This is a genomic window from Streptomyces sp. NPDC048269 (assembly GCF_040652395.1).
Taxonomy (GTDB): domain Bacteria; phylum Actinomycetota; class Actinomycetes; order Streptomycetales; family Streptomycetaceae; genus Streptomyces.
Genome location: NZ_JBEZLW010000001.1, coordinates 380286 through 398340, shown reverse-complemented (window position 1 = coordinate 398340; position 18055 = coordinate 380286). Strand labels below are relative to the sequence as shown.

Genomic DNA, 18055 nt, shown 5'->3' with positions numbered 1-18055 from the left:
GCCACCACGGTCATCGCGGTTGAAGCCACCCGAGGGGCGGTCGTCGCGACGGAAGCCACCACCGGACGGACGGTCGCCACCGGAGCGGAAGCCACCGGACGGACGGTCGTCGCGGCGGAAGCCACCACGGTCGCCACCACGGTCGTCACGGTTGAAGCCACCCGACGGACGGCCACCACGGTCGCCACCGCGGTCGTCACGGCGGAAGCCGCCGCGGTCGCCGCCACGGTTGTCGCGGTCGCCACCACGGTTGTCGCGACGCTCGAAGTTGCCGCGGTCGTCGCGCTGGGCGCGCTGCTCCTCGCGTCGCTCCTGCGCGGCCAGTTCGGCGGCAGCGGCGGCGGCAGCAGCCGCGACCTCGGCCTCGGCGGCCTCGGCCACCTCGGCGACAGCGGCCTCCGGGTCCTCGCCACGCTCACGGGCGGAACGGGCGACCAGGCGGTCGGCCTCCTCGCGCAGCTCGACGGCACGGCGCGACAGGCGCTCCAGCTGCTTGGTGAGCTCGGCGACCTCGCGCTCGGCCTGCTTGGCGGCGTTGTTCGCGGAGTCGGCCTGGACCTCGGTCAGCGAACGCGCACCGGTGATCTCGGCGACCTCCGGCTCGAAGGCGCCGGCGCCCTGGACGATGTGGCGCGAGGCGTCGACGCCCGCGTCCTCCATCAGGCGGAAGATCTGGCGGCGCTGGTGCGGCAGGGCCAGGGAGACGACGACACCGGACTTGCCGGCTCGCGCAGTACGGCCGGAGCGGTGCAGGTAGTCCTTGTGGTCACCGGCCGGGTCCACGTTCAGGACCAGGTCGATGCCGTCGACGTGGATGCCGCGGGCGGCGACGTCGGTGGCGACGAGCGCGTTGACGTAGCCGTCCTTGAAGTCTGCGAGGACGCGGGTACGGGCGCCCTGCGTCATGCCGCCGTGCAGCGCGTCGGCCTTCACGCCGGACTCGACGAGCTGCTCGGCGATGCGGTCGGCGCCCAGCTGGGTGCGGACGAAGATGATGGTGCGGCCCTTGCGGGCGGCGATGGCGGCCGTGACCGGCGCCTTGTCCTTCGGCTTCACGACGAGGACGTGGTGCGTCATGGTCGTGACGTTGCCCTGCGCGCTGTCGACCTCGTGCGTGACGGGGTTGGACAGGTAGCGCTTGACCAGGGTGCCGATCTCGTTCTCCATGGTGGCGGAGAAGAGCATGCGCTGGCCGCCGCCGGGGATCTGGTCGAGCAGCTCGGTGACCTCGGGCAGGAAGCCCAGGTCGGCCATCTGGTCGGCCTCGTCGAGGACCGCGACCTGGACGTTCGCCAGGGAGCAGGCGCCGCGGTTGATGATGTCGCGCAGACGGCCCGGGGTGGCGACGAGGACGTCGACACCGCGCTCCAGAGCGAAGATCTGGTTGCTCATGGAGGTACCGCCGCAGACGACCTTCATCTTCAGGCCGAGCACGTCGCCGTAGGGCTGGAGGGCGTCCGCGACCTGCATCGCGAGCTCACGGGTCGGCGTGAGGATGATCGCGCGGGGCTTCTTCTTCTCGGTGTGGCCGCCGGCCAGCGAGGCCAGGGTCGGCAGACCGAAGGAGAGGGTCTTGCCGGAGCCGGTGCGGCCACGGCCGAGGATGTCCTTGCCGGCCAGGGCGTCCGGGATGGTCGCGGCCTGGATCGGGAAGGGGGCGGTGACGCCGTTCTGGGCGAGCTTGCGCACGATGCCCTCGGGCAGACCGAGGTCGCCGAAGGTGATCGTGGGCTCCGCGTCAGCGTCAGCGTCGGCGTCGTCGTCGAAGTCGGTGGTGGAGTCCTCGACGGAGTCGGTGGACTCGTCGGCCTCGTCGGTCGTCACGTCGGCCTCGAAGGCCTCGATCGCCTCGTCGACCACGAGGGTCTCTACGGCGTCGACGATCTCGTTGGAGTCGTTCTCGGGCATGACGGCACGGTCAGAACTGGAAATGGACATGCGAAATGCGAAACCTTCCGGAGTCTCGGCACGCGCCCAAACTCCGTGAATCGCAAATCGACCGCCTCAATGCGGTCAGCCACGGCTAGGGAGAGTACGCGCCACACGGCGCTCTTCGGATTCGGCGCCGGGCAATGGGATCAAACGATCTATAACCATACGCACCCTCCCCCGGGTCTGGCAAATCACCTTGACCACAACAGCCCTGACCTGCGGAAACGACGCGAGCCCGGCGGCGGGTGCAGCGGGTGACGGCGCTAGGACCCCGCTCCGGTCTGGGTGCTCGGGTCGGGCTGCGGACTCGCCGGCGGCAACGTGGGTTCCGTCACAGGGGGCGTCGTGGCCGGCGGGTCCGGCACCGGACTGGCCGACGGCTGGCCGCCGCCCGAACCACCGGAGCCGCCGGAGCCTCCCGAACCGCCCGGGCCCCCCGATCCGCCGGAGCCCGAGCCTCCCGAGCCGCCCGACCCGCCCCCGGAGGGCTGCTGCGGGCCCTGGCCGCCCGCCCCGCCGCCCGGTCCCGCCGACGGCGAGGGCACACCCGGCTTCGCGCCCGACGCCCCCGGGCTCGGCGAGCCCCCGGTCGCGCCGGAGGCCTTGCCGTCCTCCTTGGGCTTGCCGTCCTGGCTCCCCGTACCGTCCTTCGTGCCGTGCCCGTTGCCGTGGACCCCGGAACCCCTGCCGGCCGTGGATCCCGCGCCCGCGGCGGCGCCGCCCTTGCGGTCCGCCGAGGAGGAGGCCCCGGGCTTCGCCGCGTCGTCGCCGACGCTCATGCAGCCGGCCGTCGCCGCGACCGCGAGCGCGGTGACGGCGAGTCGGAGGGAAGCGGACAACTGGCGCACGGGGGTACCTCCGGAGCCTGAGGGGGAGCGGTCCGCATGAGCGGGTCAATGTGCCCAACTCCCTTTGCCCCGTAAGAGACACGCCCTCAGCCGAACAGCTGCTCCGCCACCTGCGACCCGAGGTGTACCGAGCCCAACCCGACCAGCACCGAAGCCGCCACGTTCGCCGCCGCGAGGAACCGCCGGCCGAGCTCGGCCAGCCGTAGCGTCTCGTACGAGAACGTCGAATACGTGCTCAGCGCCCCGCACAGCCCCGTCCCCAGCAGCAGCTGCACCCGCGAGGAGGCGGCCCCGGCCAGCAGCGCGCCGGTCAGCGACCCCAGCATCAGGCAGGCGGCCGCGTTGACCACGAAGGTGCCCCAGGGGAACACCGAGTCGTGGCGCGCCTGCACCGCACGGTCCGTCAGGTACCGCAGCGGCGCGCCCACGACCGCGCCCGCGACCACGAGCAGCCAGTTCACCCGCGCCCCGGCCGCGCCAGCGCCCACCGGGTCACCGAGGCCGCCGCCCACACCGCGCCGAGCGCCGCGACCACCGTGAGCCCGGCGTAGGCCAGCGCGGTGCCCGCCTCCCCTTCGTCCAGGAGCCGCGAGAAGTCCAGCGCGTAGGTCGAGAAGGTGGTGAAGCCGCCGAGGATCCCGACCCCGGCGAAGGGCCGCACCAGCGGATGCGGTGCCGGCCGGCCGCCCTCGCTGATCAGCACCATCAGTACGCCGATCAGCGCGCAGCCGGCCGTGTTGATCCAGAGCGTCGCCCACGGGAAGGCCGCGGGCCCGGCCGGCCACAGCAGGGAGATCCCGTACCGTGCCGAGGAGCCGAGCGCCCCGCCCGCCGCCACCGCCGCGAGCACCCGCCCCTGGGGCTCGGCGGCCTGCGCCGGGACGTGCAGGTCGACGTCCGGGTCGATCGCCTCGCCGCCGGGGACCGGCCGGGTCACCCGTAGCCCAGCGCGTGCAGGCGCTCGTCGTCGATCCCGAAGTGGTGGGCGATCTCGTGCACCACGGTGACCTCCGTCTCCGCGACCACGCTCTCCCGGTCCTCGCACATCCGCAACGTGGGGTTCCGGTAGATCGTGATCCGGTCCGGCAGCACCCCGGCGTACCACTCGCCGCGGTCCGTCAGCGGGGTCCCCTCGTACAGACCGAGCAGCTCGGGGTCGTCGGCGGGCGGCTCGTCCTCCACGAACACCGCCACGTTGTCCATCAGCCGCGTCAGCTCCGGCGGGATCCGGTCCAGGGCCTCTGCGACGAGCTCTTCGAACTCCTCGCGCGTCATCTCCAGCACCGGGCCATTGTCCCTCCGGCGGGGGCGCCTCCGGCTTGGGCGGGGAAACCGTTTTGGCGATAGCTCCCCGGATCCCATATGCTTCTCACGTCCCCGACGCGCTGGAAAGCGCCCAGGCGGGCCTTTAGCCCTCATCGTCTAGTGGCCCAGGACGCCGCCCTTTCAAGGCGGTAGCACGGGTTCGAATCCCGTTGGGGGTACGCATTACCGTGTGCAAGACTTGGTCTCGCACACTGCAAGGTCCTGTGGAGCAGTTGGTTAGCTCGCCACCCTGTCAAGGTGGAGGTCGCGGGTTCAAGTCCCGTCAGGATCGCTGAAGCCGGAAACGGTTTCGTGGCTGGGTAGCTCAGTTGGTACGAGCGATCGCCTGAAAAGCGATAGGTCGCCGGTTCGACCCCGGCCCCAGCCACCATCAAGAAGGCCCCGTCCATCGGACGGGGCCTTCTGTGGTTACTCCTCCTCGGTGACCGCCGCCCGGGTCTTCTTGCGCCCCTGCACCAGTCCGACGGCCGCCGCCCCCGCCACGACCAGCCCGAGCAGCGCCCGGTCCGGGACCGCGTTCGCCAGGGACCGGACGCGCTGCTCCACCGCGAACGAGTCGTCCACGTCCAGCAGCCCGGGCAGCGCGCTCGTCCCGTCGAAGGCCAGGAACATCGCGCCCAGGACGACGAAGAACAGCCCTGACAGCAGCGACGTGGTGTGCAGCTCCAAGCGGCCCACCCGGAAGGCCCGGCCGCGCAGCCAGCGACGCCTGCCGAGGTCGAACCGCTCCCACAGCAGGGCCAGCACGAACAGCGGTACGGCCATCCCCAGCGCGTACACCGCCAGCAGCAGGCCGCCGTAGACCGGGCTGCCGCTGACCGCCGCCACCGTCAGGACGCTGCCCAGGATCGGGCCGGCGCAGAAGCCGGCCAGGCCGTAGACCGCGCCGAGGGCGTAGACCGACAGGGCGGTCGTGGGCCGGATCGTGCCCGACAGCTCCGAGGCGCGCTTCGAGGCGAAGCCCAGGCCGAGGATCTGGGCGAGCCCGAGCGCGATGATCAGCCAGCCGCCCGCGAGGACCAGCGCGTCCCGGTTGCCGTGGAAGAACCGGCCGGCGTACGAGCCGGCCGCCCCCAGCGGTACGAGGGTGCTCGCGAGGCCGGCGTAGAAGATCCCGGTCCGCGCCAGCAGCCGGGACGCGGAGTCGACGGAGTACGCGAAGAAGGCGGGCAACAGCAGGGCGCTGCACGGGCTGAGCAGCGCGAGGAGGCCGCCCAGCAGGGCGGCCAGGTATCCGATGTCGGTCACTTCCCCGCCGCCGCCCGGGCCTGGGTGATGGCGGCGGTGAAGGCGCCGATCGGCTGGGCGCCGGCGATCGGCCGCCCGTTGACCAGGAAGGACGGGGTGGAGGCGACGCCGATGCGGTAGCCCTCGTCCTGGTCCTTCTGCAGGGCCGCGGCGGCCTGCTCCCCGGCCATGTCCTTCTTGAAGCGCTCCAGGTCGGGGACGCCGGCCTGCTGGGCCAGCTCCAGCAGGCGGGCCTCGCCGAAGCCCTTCTCCTTGGCGCCGTCGGCGTACGCGGCTTCGTGGAACTGCCGGAACCGGTCCTGCTGCCCGGCCGCCCAGGCGGCCTTGGCGGCGGCCTCGGAGTCGGCGCCGAAGATCGGGAAGTTGCGCCACTCGATGCGCAGGGTGCCGTCGTGCACGTACCGCTTGATCAGCTCCGGCTCGGTGTCCCGGGCGAACTTGCCGCAGTAGCCGCACTTGAAGTCGGAGTACTCGATCAGTACGACGGGGGCGTCGGCGCTCCCGACGGCGAGCTTGTCGCCGGCCTCGCGGCGGGCCAGTGCCTTCAGCCCGGCGGCGGGATCGGTACGGGGAGCGGGGGAGGCCGCGGAACCGCCGGAGGGCTTGTCGGCGGGGGCGGTGGCCTGCCAGGAGGCGACACCGAGGGTGATCGCGGCGACCGCGACCCCGGCGGAGATGAGGAGGGGCTTGCGGGAGGGGGAAGACATACGGGTGCGTTCTCCAGTTGATGCGGGGTGAGGCGGACCGGCGGGGCGAACCGGTCCTCCTAGACCCGCATCACGGAGAGCTCCACCGGGCCGGGCGCCGACCGGTCGGGCCCGCGTACGAGGACCCGTACGGACGTCGTCCCGTACGGCCGGGCCGCCGCTGGGCACAGCCGCGCCGGCGGGACCTGCGCGTGCTCGCCCCCGGCCCGGGTCGGGACGGCGGGGGTACCGCCGTGATCGGGAGCCACGGGCGCGCACGCCGGGCCGCCCCCCTCGGCGACCGCGGCCACGTGCCGATCGGCGGAGTCCGGGGCCACCGCGGCCACCCTCACCCCGGCCGAGCCGGCCGTGGCGGAGCCGCCCGTGGTGAAGCCGGCCACGGCCGGGATCACCGCGCAGATCACCGCGGCCAGGCCGGCCACGACCGCCAGAGCGGCGCAGTGCCATCGGCAGAGGCGGCGGGGGCGGTACAACGTGGGCGGCCTCTCACTCGGGTACTGCTCGGATAGTGGGGGAGTCGTCCCGAAATGGTACGGGTCCGCCTCACAAATGCGTTCGCCACCCGGCGCCCCCGGGTGAGATCCTCGACCAGGTATGTCTACTTCCTTCGCCGCCCTGCAGACGCTTCTCGGTGAGATCTCCCTCCGCGATGCGCACCGCCTCGGCCGCCGCCTCGAGGGCGCCCGCCGCATCCGCAAGCCCGAGGCCAAGCAGGCCGTGCTCGACGAGATCGCCGCGGAGGCCGAGAAGGCTGCCGCGCGACTGGCCGGCCGCGCCTCGCGGATGCCGGAGGTCACGTATCCCGAGAACCTGCCCGTCAGCCAGAAGAAGGACGAGATCGCCGAGGCGATACGCGACCACCAGGTCGTGATCGTCGCGGGCGAGACCGGCTCCGGCAAGACCACGCAGATCCCCAAGATCTGCATGGAGCTGGGCCGCGGCGTCCGGGGCATGATCGGGCACACCCAGCCCCGCCGGATCGCCGCCCGCACGGTCGCGGAGCGCATCGCCGAGGAGCTGAAGTCCGAGATCGGCCAGACGGTCGGCTGGAAGGTCCGCTTCACCGACCAGGTGGACCAGGACGCGACCTTCGTGAAGCTGATGACCGACGGCATCCTGCTCGCCGAGATCCAGACGGACCGCGAGCTGCGCGCGTACGACACGATCATCATCGACGAGGCCCACGAGCGGTCCCTGAACATCGACTTCCTGCTCGGCTACCTCGCGACGCTGCTGCCGAAGCGCCCCGACCTCAAGGTGGTCATCACCTCGGCGACCATCGACCCGGAGCGGTTCTCCCGGCACTTCGGGGACGCGCCGATCGTCGAGGTCAGCGGACGGACGTATCCGGTGGAGGTCCGTTACCGGCCCCTGCTCGAAGAGGAGGGGGACGACAGCGACCGCGACCAGATCACCGCGATCTGCGAGGCCGTGGACGAACTCCAGTCCGAGGGTGCCGGCGACATCCTGGTCTTCCTCTCCGGCGAGCGCGAGATCCGCGACACGGCGGACGCGCTGAACAAACGGAACCTTCGCTTCACGGAGGTGCTCCCCCTCTACGCGCGGCTCTCGCACGCCGAGCAGCACCGCGTCTTCCAGCAGCACACCGGCCGCCGCATCGTCCTCGCGACGAACGTCGCCGAGACCTCCCTCACCGTCCCGGGCATCAAGTACGTGATCGACCCGGGCACCGCCCGGATCTCCCGCTACAGCCACCGCACCAAGGTGCAGCGGCTGCCCATCGAGCGGATCTCGCAGGCGAGCGCCAACCAGCGCAAGGGCCGCTGCGGCCGTACCAGCGACGGCATCTGCATCCGGCTCTACTCCGAGGACGACTTCAACGGCCGTCCGGAGTTCACGGACGCCGAGATCCTCCGCACCAACCTGGCCTCCGTCATCCTCCAGATGACCGCGGCCGGCCTCGGCGAGATCGAGAAGTTCCCCTTCATCGACCCGCCGGACCACCGCAACATTCGCGACGGCGTGCAGCTGCTCCAGGAGCTCGGGGCCCTGGATCCGACGGAGAAGGACCCGAAGAAGCGGCTCACGCAGATGGGACGCCAGCTCTCGCAGCTCCCCGTGGACCCGCGTCTCGCCCGGATGGTCGTCGAGGCCGACAAGAACAACTGCGTGCGCGAGGTCATGGTCATCGCGGCGGCCCTGTCCATCCAGGACCCGCGCGAGCGGCCCTCGGACAAGCAGACCCAGGCCGACCAGAACCATGCCCGGTTCAAGGACGAGACCAGCGACTTCCTCTCCTTCCTGAACATGTGGCGCTACGTGCGCGAGCAGCAGAAGGAGCGCGGCTCGTCCTCCTTCCGCCGGATGTGCAAGCAGGAGTACCTGAACTTCCTGCGGATCCGCGAGTGGCAGGACATCTACTCGCAGCTGCGTACGGTCGCCAAGACCATGGGCATCCACGTCAACGAGGCCGACGCCCCCGAGCAGCACGTCCACATCTCCCTGCTGGCAGGTCTGCTCTCGCACATCGGTCTGAAGGACACCGACAAGAACGAGTACCTCGGCGCCCGCGGCGCCAAGTTCGCTGTCTTCCCGGGCTCGGCGCTCTTCAAGAAGCAGCCGAAGTTCCTGATGTCGGCGGAGCTGGTGGAGACCTCGCGGCTGTGGGCCCGGGTCAACGCCAAGGTGGAGCCCGAGTGGGTGGAGCCGCTCGCGCAGCACCTGATCAAGCGCACGTACAGCGAGCCGCACTGGGAGAAGGACCAGGCGGCCGTGATGGCGTACGAGAAGGTCACGCTGTACGGCGTACCCATCGTGGCCCAGCGGAAGATCAACTACGGCCGGATCGACGCCGAGGTCTCGCGCGAGCTGTTCATCCGCAACGCGCTGGTCGAGGGCGACTGGCGGACCCACCACAAGTTCTACGCCGACAACCGCAAGCTCCTCACCGAGGTGGAGGAGCTGGAGAACCGGGCCCGGCGCCGCGACATCGTGGTCGACGACGAGACGCTCTTCGACTTCTACGACCAGCGGATCCCCGAACACGTCGTCTCCGGGGCGCACTTCGACTCGTGGTGGAAGCACAAGAAGCGCGACGAGCCCGAACTCCTCGACTTCGAGCGCGAGATGCTGCTGACCGAGAAGGCGGCCGGGGTCACCAAGGCCGACTATCCGGATACCTGGCGGCAGGGGCAGCTGAAGTTCCGGGTGACCTACCAGTTCGAGCCGGGCGCGGACGCGGACGGCGTGACCGTCCACATCCCGCTCCAGGTGCTGAACCAGGTCACCGACGAGGGCTTCGACTGGCAGATCCCGGGTCTGCGGGAAGAGGTCGTCACGGAGCTGATCCGGTCCCTCCCGAAGCCGATCCGCCGGCACTACGTCCCCGCGCCGAACTTCGCCGGCCGCTTCCTGGACACCGCCGTCCCGCTCCAGGAGCCGCTGCCGGTGACGCTGGCGCGCGAGCTCCAGCGGATGGTCGGCGTTCCGGTCTCCGCCGAGGACTTCGACCTCTCCCGGATCCCGGACCACCTGAAGATCACCTTCCGGATCGTCGACGAGCGCCGCAAGAACCTCGCCGAGGACAAGGATCTGGAGGCCCTGCGGCTGCGCCTGAAGCCCAAGGCCCGCCAGGCCCTGTCCAAGGCCGCCGCGGCCACCGCCGAGCGGGCGGGCGGGGAATCGGTGGAGCGCACCGGGCTGACCGACTGGACGATCGGCACGCTGACCAAGGTCTTCGAGACCCGCCGGGCCGGCCAGCCGGTGAAGGCGTACCCGGCACTGGTGGACGAGGGCACGACCGTGTCCGTACGGCTCTTCGACACCGAGGCCGAGCAGCAGCAGGCGATGCGGCTGGGCACCCGCAGGCTCATCCTGCTGAACATCCCGGTGAATCCGGCGAAGTTCGCCTCCGACCACCTGACCAACCAGCAGAAGCTGGCCCTCTCCAGGAACCCGCACGGCTCCATCCAGGCGCTGTTCGAGGACTGCGCCACCGCGGCGGCCGACAAGCTGATCGCGGACCACGGCGGCCCCGCCTGGGACGAGGCGGGCTTCCGGAAGCTCTACGAGGCGGTCCGCGCCGACCTGGTGGACACGACCGTGCGTACGGTCGGCCAGGTGCAGCAGGTGCTGGCCGCCTGGCAGGCCTGTGAGCGCCGCCTGAAGGCCACCAGCAGCCTCGCGCTGGTGGCGAACCTGCAGGACGTCAAGACGCAGCTGGCGGCCCTCATGCCGGCCGGCTTCGTGACGCTGACCGGACTGCGGAGGCTGCCGGACCTCATGCGCTACCTGGTGGCGGTGGACCGGCGGCTCCAGCAGATGCCCACGGGCGTCCAGCGCGACACCACGCGCATGGAGAAGGTCCACGAGATGCAGGACGAGTACGCCTGGCTGCTGGAGCAGTTGCCGAAGGGGCGGCCGGTGCCGGCGACGGTCACCGAGATCCGCTGGATGATCGAGGAACTGCGGGTCAGCTACTTCGCGCACGCGCTCGGGACGGCGTATCCGGTCTCCGACAAGCGGATCGTGAAGGCGGTGGACGCGGCGGCCCCGCCGTCGGCCCGGTGATCGGGTTCGACTGCACCCCCTGAGCTGCGGTACAGTCTGATTCGCAGCCGCCGAGCGGCCGCAAATCAAGGACCTGTGGAGCAGTTGGTTAGCTCGCCACCCTGTCAAGGTGGAGGTCGCGGGTTCAAGTCCCGTCAGGTTCGCAGAAACGTCAGGGCCCGTATCCCCCAGGGGATACGGGCCCTGACGCGTTGCCGGGGAAACACCCTGAGCCGCCTTGGGCGGCCCGTACGACCACGGGAGCCCCCGGGCCCCCTCAACCCCGCCGCGCCCGCATCCGGCGGCCACAGCGGCCTCTGGTGGCTTGCGTGCCGCATCCGCCGACGTCGGGCCGTCTTCCCGGAGGCGCTGTCCGACGCTGTCCGTCGCCGTGCCGGGTCACCCGTTACGCCGCCACCGGGATTCCCCCGTTCGCATGAGGCGGCGCACGAAGCACGTCCCCCTTACGGGGAGCACTGCCTGTAATACAAGAGTGATCATCTGTGACGGGAGTCACCGCACGGGTTTTTGAGACATGCACTTTTATCGCACCCATACGCGCGCTCGATTTAATATGTGCAATGGCACCCACCTCGGGGGCCTGCCGTCGCCCCGCCGATACCCTCCTGACCTGGGCATAAAAAAGATCGCGCTGGACCCGGCGGAGTCCAGCGCGATCAAACGACTGAGGTCCTGTTGGGGCAGGTCCGGCCGTATGAAGCTATGTGGGTTTCATCGGATTGGGGGACCCGATATAGACCCGTTAAAGCGGGGTGTTTGCGCGACCTCAGGCCTCGCTGCGCTGCTGCGGAATTCCCGCGAGCAGGGCGCGAACCTCGGCCTCGCGGTAACGGCGGTGTCCACCCAGGGTGCGGATGGACGTGAGCTTGCCAGCCTTGGCCCAGCGGGTGACCGTCTTCGGGTCCACGCGGAACATCGTGGCGACCTCAGCCGGGGTCAGCAGCGGCTCGGCATCAGGGGTGCGAGCGGTCATGAGCGGCCTCCTCGGGAGAACCGAACCATCTCGGTTCTTTCCTCTAAATTCTGCACCTTGGCCCGCGTTGCCCGAAATGGACATACGCGGGCCGAGTCGGTTATAGGACGAACGGCTTGTCCTCGGCACTACAACTACACCATCCGTCCAGCCCTAAGGGCCAAACCGACGGAATTGCCCTCCGAGGTGTTCATCAGCGGCGGAAGCCGATGGACCGTCCCATAACGGACAGTCACCCCACTGTGACGATCAGTCACAGAGCGATCAGGAGTCGTCAGACCCCCCGTAGAGCGCAATGCCAAGCATTCCGCCCTTAGTTGGGCGGAAGGAACCCTCCCCGGACTCCTTGTCCTATTTTGGCACGAGGGTAGGGGAAGGGCGCAAGGGTGTGGTTAGTGCGGTCCGTCACGCTTGGGCCAATGGCCCGTATCGGGACGTAGGTCCTGGAACTACGTCCCGAATGCCATGATCAAGCCTCTGATCAGCCATTTATGACCGTTCGGACGATACGCGGTGGTCCGTACGGGTACCGCGGAGCCCGCCGGAGCCAGTTTCGGCGGTCGGGAACTAATTCGCGAACAGTCTCTCCCGGACCGCCCGCCACCGTTCCGCCAGCTCCCCGTACGCCTCGGCCGCCCCCGCCGCGTCCCCCGCCCGCAAGGCCGCGATGCCCGCCGCCAGCTCCCCCGCCGAGCGGTCCGCCGCGAGCCGGTCGGCCGGCAGCGCGTGCAGCAGGCCGCCGTAGTCCAGTTCGACCATCGACCGCGGGTGGAACTCCTCCAGCCAGCTCCCGACCTCCACCAGGCCGTCGGCGAGCATCCCGTACCCCTCCGCCTCGCGCAGGGTCCGCAGGGCCCGGGCGAGGCGGCGCCGCGCCTGCACCATCGGAGTCCGGTAGCGCAGCCGCTCGCCGGGCACGTATTCCCGCTCCTCGTCGGACACGAGCACGAACCAGCGCAGGGGCACCTGCCACACCCCCGTACGGATCCAGGGGCGCGCGTCCGGGTTCCGCTCGCGCCAGCGCTCGTACTCCTCGGTCACCCGCCTGCGCATCACCGGCGGGAGCGCCGCGTCGAGCACCGGGAGCGGGAACCACTCGACCAGCTCCTGGAGCGCCAGCCAGCCCCGGAGCCGGGTGCGCCACGGGCAGACGAGCAGCACTCCGTCGACCTCCGCCGTGAACGCGTCCGCGCTCTCGTGTTCCGGCACCCCCACCACGGGCACCCGCACCAAGTCCGCGAGCGAGCGGCGCAGTTCGTCCTGGGCCGTCGGAGCCGTCCCGCGCCGGGCGTAGTCGGCCCAGTGCGTGCGCTCCTCCTCGGGAAAGGCCGCCAGGGGCTCGTAGACTCGCAGGTAGGAGGCGTACGGGACGGTCGGCGCCGAGCGCGCGGAGGGCAGCAGGGGATCCGGGGTTTCGCTCACGCCCTCCTCCTCCCCCGCGCCGCCTCGGCGTACTCCGAGGGGCCTTCCTACTCCGGGAGGGTTCCGATCCACGGACAGGTCGACTACGCGCGCCCCGGAGGTCTTACGCTGCTCCCAGCACGCCCTCCCCCACCCGCAGGGGGGCGTCATTCCGCCGCATCTCTTCCATGGGAGTCACCACCGTGACCGAAATGACCGACGGCGTCCTGCACACCCTGTTCCGTACGGAACAGGGTGGCCACGAGCAAGTCGTGCTGTGCCAGGACCGAGCCACAGGCCTCAAGGCCGTCATCGCGATCCACTCCACCGCTCTGGGCCCCGCCCTCGGCGGTACGCGCTTCCACGCGTACGCCTCCGACGAGGAGGCCGTCATGGACGCGCTCAACCTCTCGCGCGGCATGTCGTACAAGAACGCCCTCGCCGGTCTCGACCTCGGTGGCGGCAAGGCCGTGATCATCGGTGACCCGGACGTCCTCAAGTCGGAGGAACTGCTGCTGGCCTACGGCCGGTTCGTGGAGTCCCTCGGCGGCCGCTACGTGACGGCCTGCGACGTCGGCACCTACGTGGCCGACATGGACGTCGTGGCCCGCGAGACCCGCTGGGCGACCGGCCGCTCCCCGGAGAACGGCGGCGCCGGCGACTCCTCGGTGCTCACCGCCTTCGGTGTCTTCCAGGGCATGCGCGCCAGCGCCCAGCACCTGTGGGGCGACCCGACCCTGCGCGGCCGCAAGGTCGCCGTGGCGGGCGTGGGCAAGGTCGGCCACTACCTGGTCGAGCACCTGCTGGAGGACGGCGCCGAGGTCGTGATCACGGATGTGCGGGAAGAGTCCGTACGCCGGATCCTCGACAAGCACCCGGGCAAGGTCACCGCGGTCGCCGACACGGACGCGCTGATCCGCGTCGAGGGCCTGGACATCTACGCCCCCTGCGCGCTGGGCGGCGCCCTGAACGACGACTCGGTGCCGGTCCTGACCGCCAAGGTCGTCTGCGGTGCGGCGAACAACCAGCTCGCCCACCCGGGCATCGAGAAGGACCTCTCGGACCGCGGGATCCTCTACGCGCCCGACTACGTGGTCAACGCGGGCGGGGTCATCCAGGTCGCCGACGAGCTGCGCGGCTTCGACTTCGACCGCTGCAAGGCCCAGGCGGCGAAGATCTTCGACACCACGCTGGCCATATTCGCACGTGCGAAGGCGGACGGCATTCCGCCGGCCGCCGCGGCCGACCGGATCGCCGAGCAGCGGATGGCGGACGCCCGCGCCGCACGCGCCGTCTAGTCCTTCCCGGGGGCTCCCGGGTGCGCCCGCCGGGGTGCGGCGAGACGGAACTCACTGCACTTCGGCGGGTCGCCCGCCAGGAAAGGGTTAAAATCGCAGCTGACCAGCTAGGACGGGGCGCCTTGTTGGTTCTGCACCGGGGCGCGTCATGCGGGCGGCGTACCGTACGGCCGCGGAAGCAGGTACCGTTAAACCCCTACGGACGGTCTCTCCACGGAGAGCCCGCTCCGAACCATGAACGCGTGTCAGACTCTGGGGCCGTCGAGCCCCGTCACCGAGGGGGTCGAGCCATGGGGCGCGGCCGGGCAAAGGCCAAGCAGACCAAGGTCGCCCGCCAGCTGAAGTACAGCAGCGGCGGGACTGACTTGTCGCGTCTGGCCAACGAGCTGGGCGCATCGACCACGGAACCGCTGCCTGTCAGCGAGCCGGTCGAAGTCGATGACGAGCTGGATGACGACGACGACCCGTACGCTCGGTACGCGGAGCTGTACAACAGCGATGACGACGACGAGGACGAGGAGTCCGGTCCGTCGGCACAGCGTCGCGGCGCTTGACGCTCAGAAGCGTCTGCACGACAGGTCAAAGACTGAAACCCGGTCCAGGGCATCGCCCCGGGCCGGGTTTCAGTGCTGCTCAGCTCGCGTAGGAACCGGTGAGGGTCGCACCCTCGGTACGGTCGCCGCGGTCCAGGATCTCTCCCGCGACCCACGCGTCGACACCCCGGTCGGCGAGCGCGGTCAGGGCAACGTCCACCGACTCCTGCGGGACCACGGCCATCATGCCGACGCCCATGTTCAGGGTCTTCTCCAGCTCCAGCTGCTCCACCTGACCGGCCTTGCCGACCAGGTCGAAGATCGCGCCGGGCGTCCAGGTGGCACGGTCGACCGTGGCGTGCAGGTGGTCCGGGATGACCCGGGCCAGGTTCGCCGCGAGGCCTCCGCCGGTGATGTGCGAGTACGCGTGCACCTCGGCCGTACGGGTGAGTGCCATGCAGTCCAGCGAGTAGATCTTGGTGGGCTCCAGGAGCTCCTCGCCGAGGGTGCGGCCGAGCTCGGCGATCTCCCGCTCCAGGGACATCCCGGCCCGGTCGAAGAGGACGTGCCGGACCAGTGAGTACCCGTTCGAGTGAAGACCGGACGACGCCATCGCGATGACGGCGTCACCCGTACGGATGCGATCCGCGCCGAGCAGGCGGTCGTACTCGACGACGCCGGTGCCGGCGCCCGCCACGTCGAAGTCGTCCGGGCCCAGCAGGCCCGGGTGCTCGGCGGTCTCGCCGCCGACCAGGGCGCAGCCGGCGAGGACGCAGCCCTCGGCGATGCCCTTGACGATCGCCGCGACACGCTCGGGATGCACCTTGCCGACGCAGATGTAGTCGGTCATGAAGAGCGGCTCGGCGCCGCAGACGACGATGTCGTCCATGACCATCGCGACCAGGTCGTGGCCGATGGTGTCGTACACGCCCAGCTGACGGGCGATGTCCACCTTCGTGCCGACTCCGTCGGTGGCGGAGGCGAGCAGCGGGCGCTCGTAGCGCTTGAGGGCGGAGGCGTCGAAGAGGCCGGCGAAGCCGCCGAGGCCGCCGAGGACCTCGGGGCGCTGCGTCTTCTTCACCCACTCCTTCATCAGCTCGACGGCGCGGTCTCCCGCTTCGATGTCCACGCCTGCGGCTGCGTAGCTGGCACCGGTGGTCTTCTCTGTCATGACAGGAGAGAGCTTTCGTGTCGTTACTGCTGTGGTGCCGGGCCCCCGGAAAAGCCTGAAAGAAGGGGCCCGGCGCAGGTTGAGCGGGAGGTGCGGGCCGTTACGGCCGGCGGAGGGCGTCGGCGGCGTCGGTGCCGCCGGCCAGCTCGGTCTCCAGCAGCTGCTTGCCCAGGAGCTGCGGGTCGGGCAGCTCCATGGGGTACTCGCCGTCGAAGCAGGCACGGCAGAGGTTGGGCTTCTGGATGGTGGTCGCCTCGATCATCGCGTCGAGCGAGATGTACGAGAGCGAGTCCGCGCCGAGCGACGTGGCGATCTCGTCGACCGTCATGCCGTTGGCGATGAGCTCGGCCCGGGTGGCGAAGTCGATGCCGAAGAAGCACGGCCACTTCACCGGCGGCGAGGAGATCCGGATGTGGACCTCCGCCGCGCCGGCCTCGCGGAGCATTTTGACCAGGGCGCGCTGGGTGTTGCCGCGGACGATCGAGTCGTCGACGACCACCAGGCGCTTGCCCCGGATGACTTCCTTGAGGGGGTTGAGCTTCAGCCGGATGCCGAGCTGGCGGATCGTCTGCGAGGGCTGGATGAAGGTCCGGCCGACGTAGGCGTTCTTGACCAGGCCGGAACCGTACGGAATCCCGCTGGCCTCGGCGTATCCGACGGCGGCGGGCGTGCCGGACTCCGGCGTCGCTATCACCAGATCGGCGTCGACCGGGGCTTCCTTGGCAAGGCGCCGGCCCATCTCGACACGCGAGAGGTAGACGTTCCGGCCGGCGATGTCGGTGTCCGGGCGCGCCAGGTAGACGTACTCGAAGACACAGCCCTTGGGCTTCGCTTCCGCGAACCGGGAGGTCCGCAGGCCGTTCTCGTCGATCGCGATGAGCTCGCCCGGCTCGACCTCGCGGACGAAGCTGGCGCCGCAGATGTCGAGGGCGGCGGTCTCGCTCGCGACCACCCAGCCGCGCTCCAGGCGGCCGAGGACCAGCGGGCGGATGCCCTGCGGGTCACGGGCGGTGTAGAGGGTCCCCTCGTCCATGAAGACCAGGGAGAAGGCGCCCTTGACCTGCGGGAGGACCTTGGCGGCCGACTCCTCGATGGTCAGGGGCTTGCCCTCGTCGTCCGTCTGGCCTGCCAGCAGGGCGGTGACCAGGTCGGTGTCGTTGGTGGCGGCCACTTGCGTGGCACGGCCGTCCTGACGGGGGAGGTCGGCGACCATCTCGGCGAGCTCGGCGGTGTTCACCAGGTTGCCGTTGTGACCCAGGGCAATGGAGCCGTGGGCGGTCGCGCGGAAAGTGGGCTGCGCGTTCTCCCAGACGGAGGCTCCGGTGGTCGAGTAGCGGGCGTGACCGACCGCGATATGACCTTGGAGCGAGCCGAGAGAGGTTTCGTCGAAGACTTGGGATACGAGGCCCATGTCCTTGAAGACGAGGATCTGGGAACCGTTGCTCACAGCGATGCCCGCGGACTCTTGTCCGCGGTGCTGCAATGCATACAGTCCGAAGTAGGTGAGCTTGGCGACCTCTTCACCCGGAGCCCAGACACCGAAGACGCCGCAAGCGTCCTGGGGGCCCTTTTCGCCGGGGAGCAGGTCGTGGTTGAGTCGTCCATCACCACGAGGCACGCTTCCGAGTGTAGGCGAGATCGACCACTGGTCCGAATTGGGGACGGCCGGGAAATCTCACAGCACAGAGGGTGACCGAACGGCCCCCTCTCGGTATTCGGATCACCTTGTCGACAGCTACAAGAACATTCGTGCGGGCTCTCGCCCCGTGCAGCCTCTCGGTGACCGATCCGTCACCCTTGTCGCGCGCCGGCGCGAAGACCTGGTCCGTGTCGCGAGCGACATCTGCCGCTGTTCCGCGTAGCCGCAACTCTTTCTCTCCTTTCCCCATTTCAGCTCCGCCCGGCCCTGCCCTGTCGCGCCGCGCACGTCCCGCTTCCCGCCGGGAGCGGGTGGGCGGGCCGTGCCCTGGAGTACCTGTGTTTTCGTACGACAACGGGCTGTCCCGGCGTGCCTTCGGCGGCGCCGTCGGAGTGCCCGCCGCCGCCGCGGCGGCGGGCTGGGCACGGGCCTGCCGAGGCCGCCGAGGA

At 70.3% G+C, this 18055-nt stretch carries 15 protein-coding genes and 4 tRNA genes; 7 read left to right on the top strand and 12 right to left on the bottom strand.

Features of this window, described 5'->3' with window-relative positions:
- The 5 genes from AB0D48_RS02005 to AB0D48_RS01985 all read right to left on the bottom strand — a co-directional run.
- Positions 1-1938, bottom strand: a 1938-nt coding sequence (locus tag AB0D48_RS02005; RefSeq protein ID WP_362389723.1) for a DEAD/DEAH box helicase, incomplete at its 3' end; no start/stop codon positions are given.
- 257 nt (positions 1939-2195) lie between these two features.
- Entirely contained in the window at positions 2196-2780 is a 585-nt protein-coding gene (locus tag AB0D48_RS02000) for a hypothetical protein (RefSeq protein ID WP_362389721.1), read from the bottom strand.
- A gap of 86 nt (positions 2781-2866) precedes the next feature.
- A complete protein-coding gene (locus AB0D48_RS01995; RefSeq protein WP_362389719.1) occupies positions 2867-3241 on the bottom strand; it encodes a CrcB family protein in 375 nt (124 codons plus the stop codon).
- Positions 3238-3717 (bottom strand): CrcB family protein, encoded by a 480-nt coding sequence (locus AB0D48_RS01990; protein ID WP_362389717.1) that lies wholly within the window; start codon positions 3715-3717, stop codon positions 3238-3240. Before AB0D48_RS01990 ends, AB0D48_RS01995 begins: the two co-directional genes overlap by 4 nt.
- Positions 3714-4064 (bottom strand): metallopeptidase family protein, encoded by a 351-nt coding sequence (locus tag AB0D48_RS01985; RefSeq protein ID WP_030012899.1) that lies wholly within the window; start codon positions 4062-4064, stop codon positions 3714-3716. Before AB0D48_RS01985 ends, AB0D48_RS01990 begins: the two co-directional genes overlap by 4 nt.
- A 127-nt stretch (positions 4065-4191) precedes the next feature.
- Here AB0D48_RS01985 and AB0D48_RS01980 point away from each other — a divergent pair.
- From AB0D48_RS01980 to AB0D48_RS01970, 3 genes are all read left to right on the top strand, one after another.
- A tRNA-Glu gene (locus AB0D48_RS01980) sits at positions 4192-4264 on the top strand.
- Positions 4265-4303: 39 nt separating this feature from the next.
- Positions 4304-4377: transfer RNA gene (locus AB0D48_RS01975), tRNA-Asp, on the top strand.
- A gap of 22 nt (positions 4378-4399) precedes the next feature.
- Positions 4400-4476 (top strand) — tRNA-Phe (locus AB0D48_RS01970).
- A 38-nt stretch (positions 4477-4514) separates the two neighbouring features.
- Here AB0D48_RS01970 and AB0D48_RS01965 read toward each other — a convergent pair.
- From AB0D48_RS01965 to AB0D48_RS01955, 3 genes are read right to left on the bottom strand one after another with little or no spacing between them, the layout of a single operon-like run.
- Positions 4515-5354, bottom strand: coding sequence for a cytochrome c biogenesis CcdA family protein (locus tag AB0D48_RS01965; protein WP_362389715.1), 840 nt, complete (start codon positions 5352-5354; stop codon positions 4515-4517).
- The gene (locus tag AB0D48_RS01960) at positions 5351-6061 is read right to left on the bottom strand and encodes a thioredoxin domain-containing protein (RefSeq protein WP_362389713.1); all 711 of its coding nucleotides are present in this window, start codon (positions 6059-6061) and stop codon (positions 5351-5353) included. The genes AB0D48_RS01965 and AB0D48_RS01960 overlap by 4 nt, the downstream gene beginning before the upstream one ends.
- A 59-nt stretch (positions 6062-6120) precedes the next feature.
- Positions 6121-6483 carry a hypothetical protein gene (locus AB0D48_RS01955; protein ID WP_362389711.1) on the bottom strand — a complete coding sequence of 121 codons (363 nt, stop codon included), beginning with the start codon at positions 6481-6483 and terminating at the stop codon, positions 6121-6123.
- Between the two features lie 172 nt (positions 6484-6655).
- On the opposite strand from AB0D48_RS01955, the gene hrpA reads away from it, so the two are divergent.
- Positions 6656-10591, top strand: coding sequence for an ATP-dependent RNA helicase HrpA (gene hrpA, locus AB0D48_RS01950; protein WP_362389709.1), 3936 nt, complete (start codon positions 6656-6658; stop codon positions 10589-10591).
- Between the two features lie 69 nt (positions 10592-10660).
- Positions 10661-10734 (top strand) — tRNA-Asp (locus tag AB0D48_RS01945).
- Between the two features lie 623 nt (positions 10735-11357).
- On the opposite strand, the gene bldC is transcribed toward AB0D48_RS01945, so the two are convergent.
- Both bldC and AB0D48_RS01935 read right to left on the bottom strand, forming a co-directional pair.
- Positions 11358-11564 carry a developmental transcriptional regulator BldC gene (gene bldC, locus AB0D48_RS01940; RefSeq protein WP_003949541.1) on the bottom strand — a complete coding sequence of 69 codons (207 nt, stop codon included), beginning with the start codon at positions 11562-11564 and terminating at the stop codon, positions 11358-11360.
- Between the two features lie 567 nt (positions 11565-12131).
- Positions 12132-12986, bottom strand: a complete 855-nt coding sequence (locus tag AB0D48_RS01935; protein WP_362389707.1) for a hypothetical protein — start codon at positions 12984-12986, stop codon at positions 12132-12134.
- 182 nt (positions 12987-13168) lie between these two features.
- Here AB0D48_RS01935 and AB0D48_RS01930 point away from each other — a divergent pair, with 182 nt between their 5' ends.
- A complete protein-coding gene (locus tag AB0D48_RS01930) occupies positions 13169-14263 on the top strand; it encodes a Glu/Leu/Phe/Val dehydrogenase dimerization domain-containing protein (RefSeq protein WP_362389705.1) in 1095 nt (364 codons plus the stop codon).
- 290 nt (positions 14264-14553) lie between these two features.
- Positions 14554-14817, top strand: coding sequence for a DUF3073 domain-containing protein (locus AB0D48_RS01925; protein WP_362389703.1), 264 nt, complete (start codon positions 14554-14556; stop codon positions 14815-14817).
- A 79-nt stretch (positions 14818-14896) separates the two neighbouring features.
- Here AB0D48_RS01925 and purM read toward each other — a convergent pair whose 3' ends face one another.
- A complete protein-coding gene (gene purM / locus AB0D48_RS01920; protein ID WP_362389701.1) occupies positions 14897-15967 on the bottom strand; it encodes a phosphoribosylformylglycinamidine cyclo-ligase in 1071 nt (356 codons plus the stop codon).
- A 100-nt stretch (positions 15968-16067) separates the two neighbouring features.
- Entirely contained in the window at positions 16068-17585 is a 1518-nt protein-coding gene (gene purF / locus AB0D48_RS01915) for an amidophosphoribosyltransferase (protein WP_362389699.1), read from the bottom strand.
- Positions 17586-18055 lie beyond the last annotated feature (470 nt).

Excerpts from the sequence above, each read along its gene's own strand:
- bldC (WP_003949541.1), bottom strand. The coding sequence starts at position 11,564 with ATGACCGCTCGCACCCCTGATGCCGAGCCGCTGCTGACCCCGGCTGAG.
- hrpA (WP_362389709.1), top strand. The coding sequence starts at position 6,656 with ATGTCTACTTCCTTCGCCGCCCTGCAGACGCTTCTCGGTGAGATCTCC.
- AB0D48_RS01960 (WP_362389713.1), bottom strand. The coding sequence starts at position 6,061 with ATGTCTTCCCCCTCCCGCAAGCCCCTCCTCATCTCCGCCGGGGTCGCG.
- purM (WP_362389701.1), bottom strand. The coding sequence starts at position 15,967 with ATGACAGAGAAGACCACCGGTGCCAGCTACGCAGCCGCAGGCGTGGAC.
- AB0D48_RS01925 (WP_362389703.1), top strand. The coding sequence starts at position 14,554 with ATGGGGCGCGGCCGGGCAAAGGCCAAGCAGACCAAGGTCGCCCGCCAG.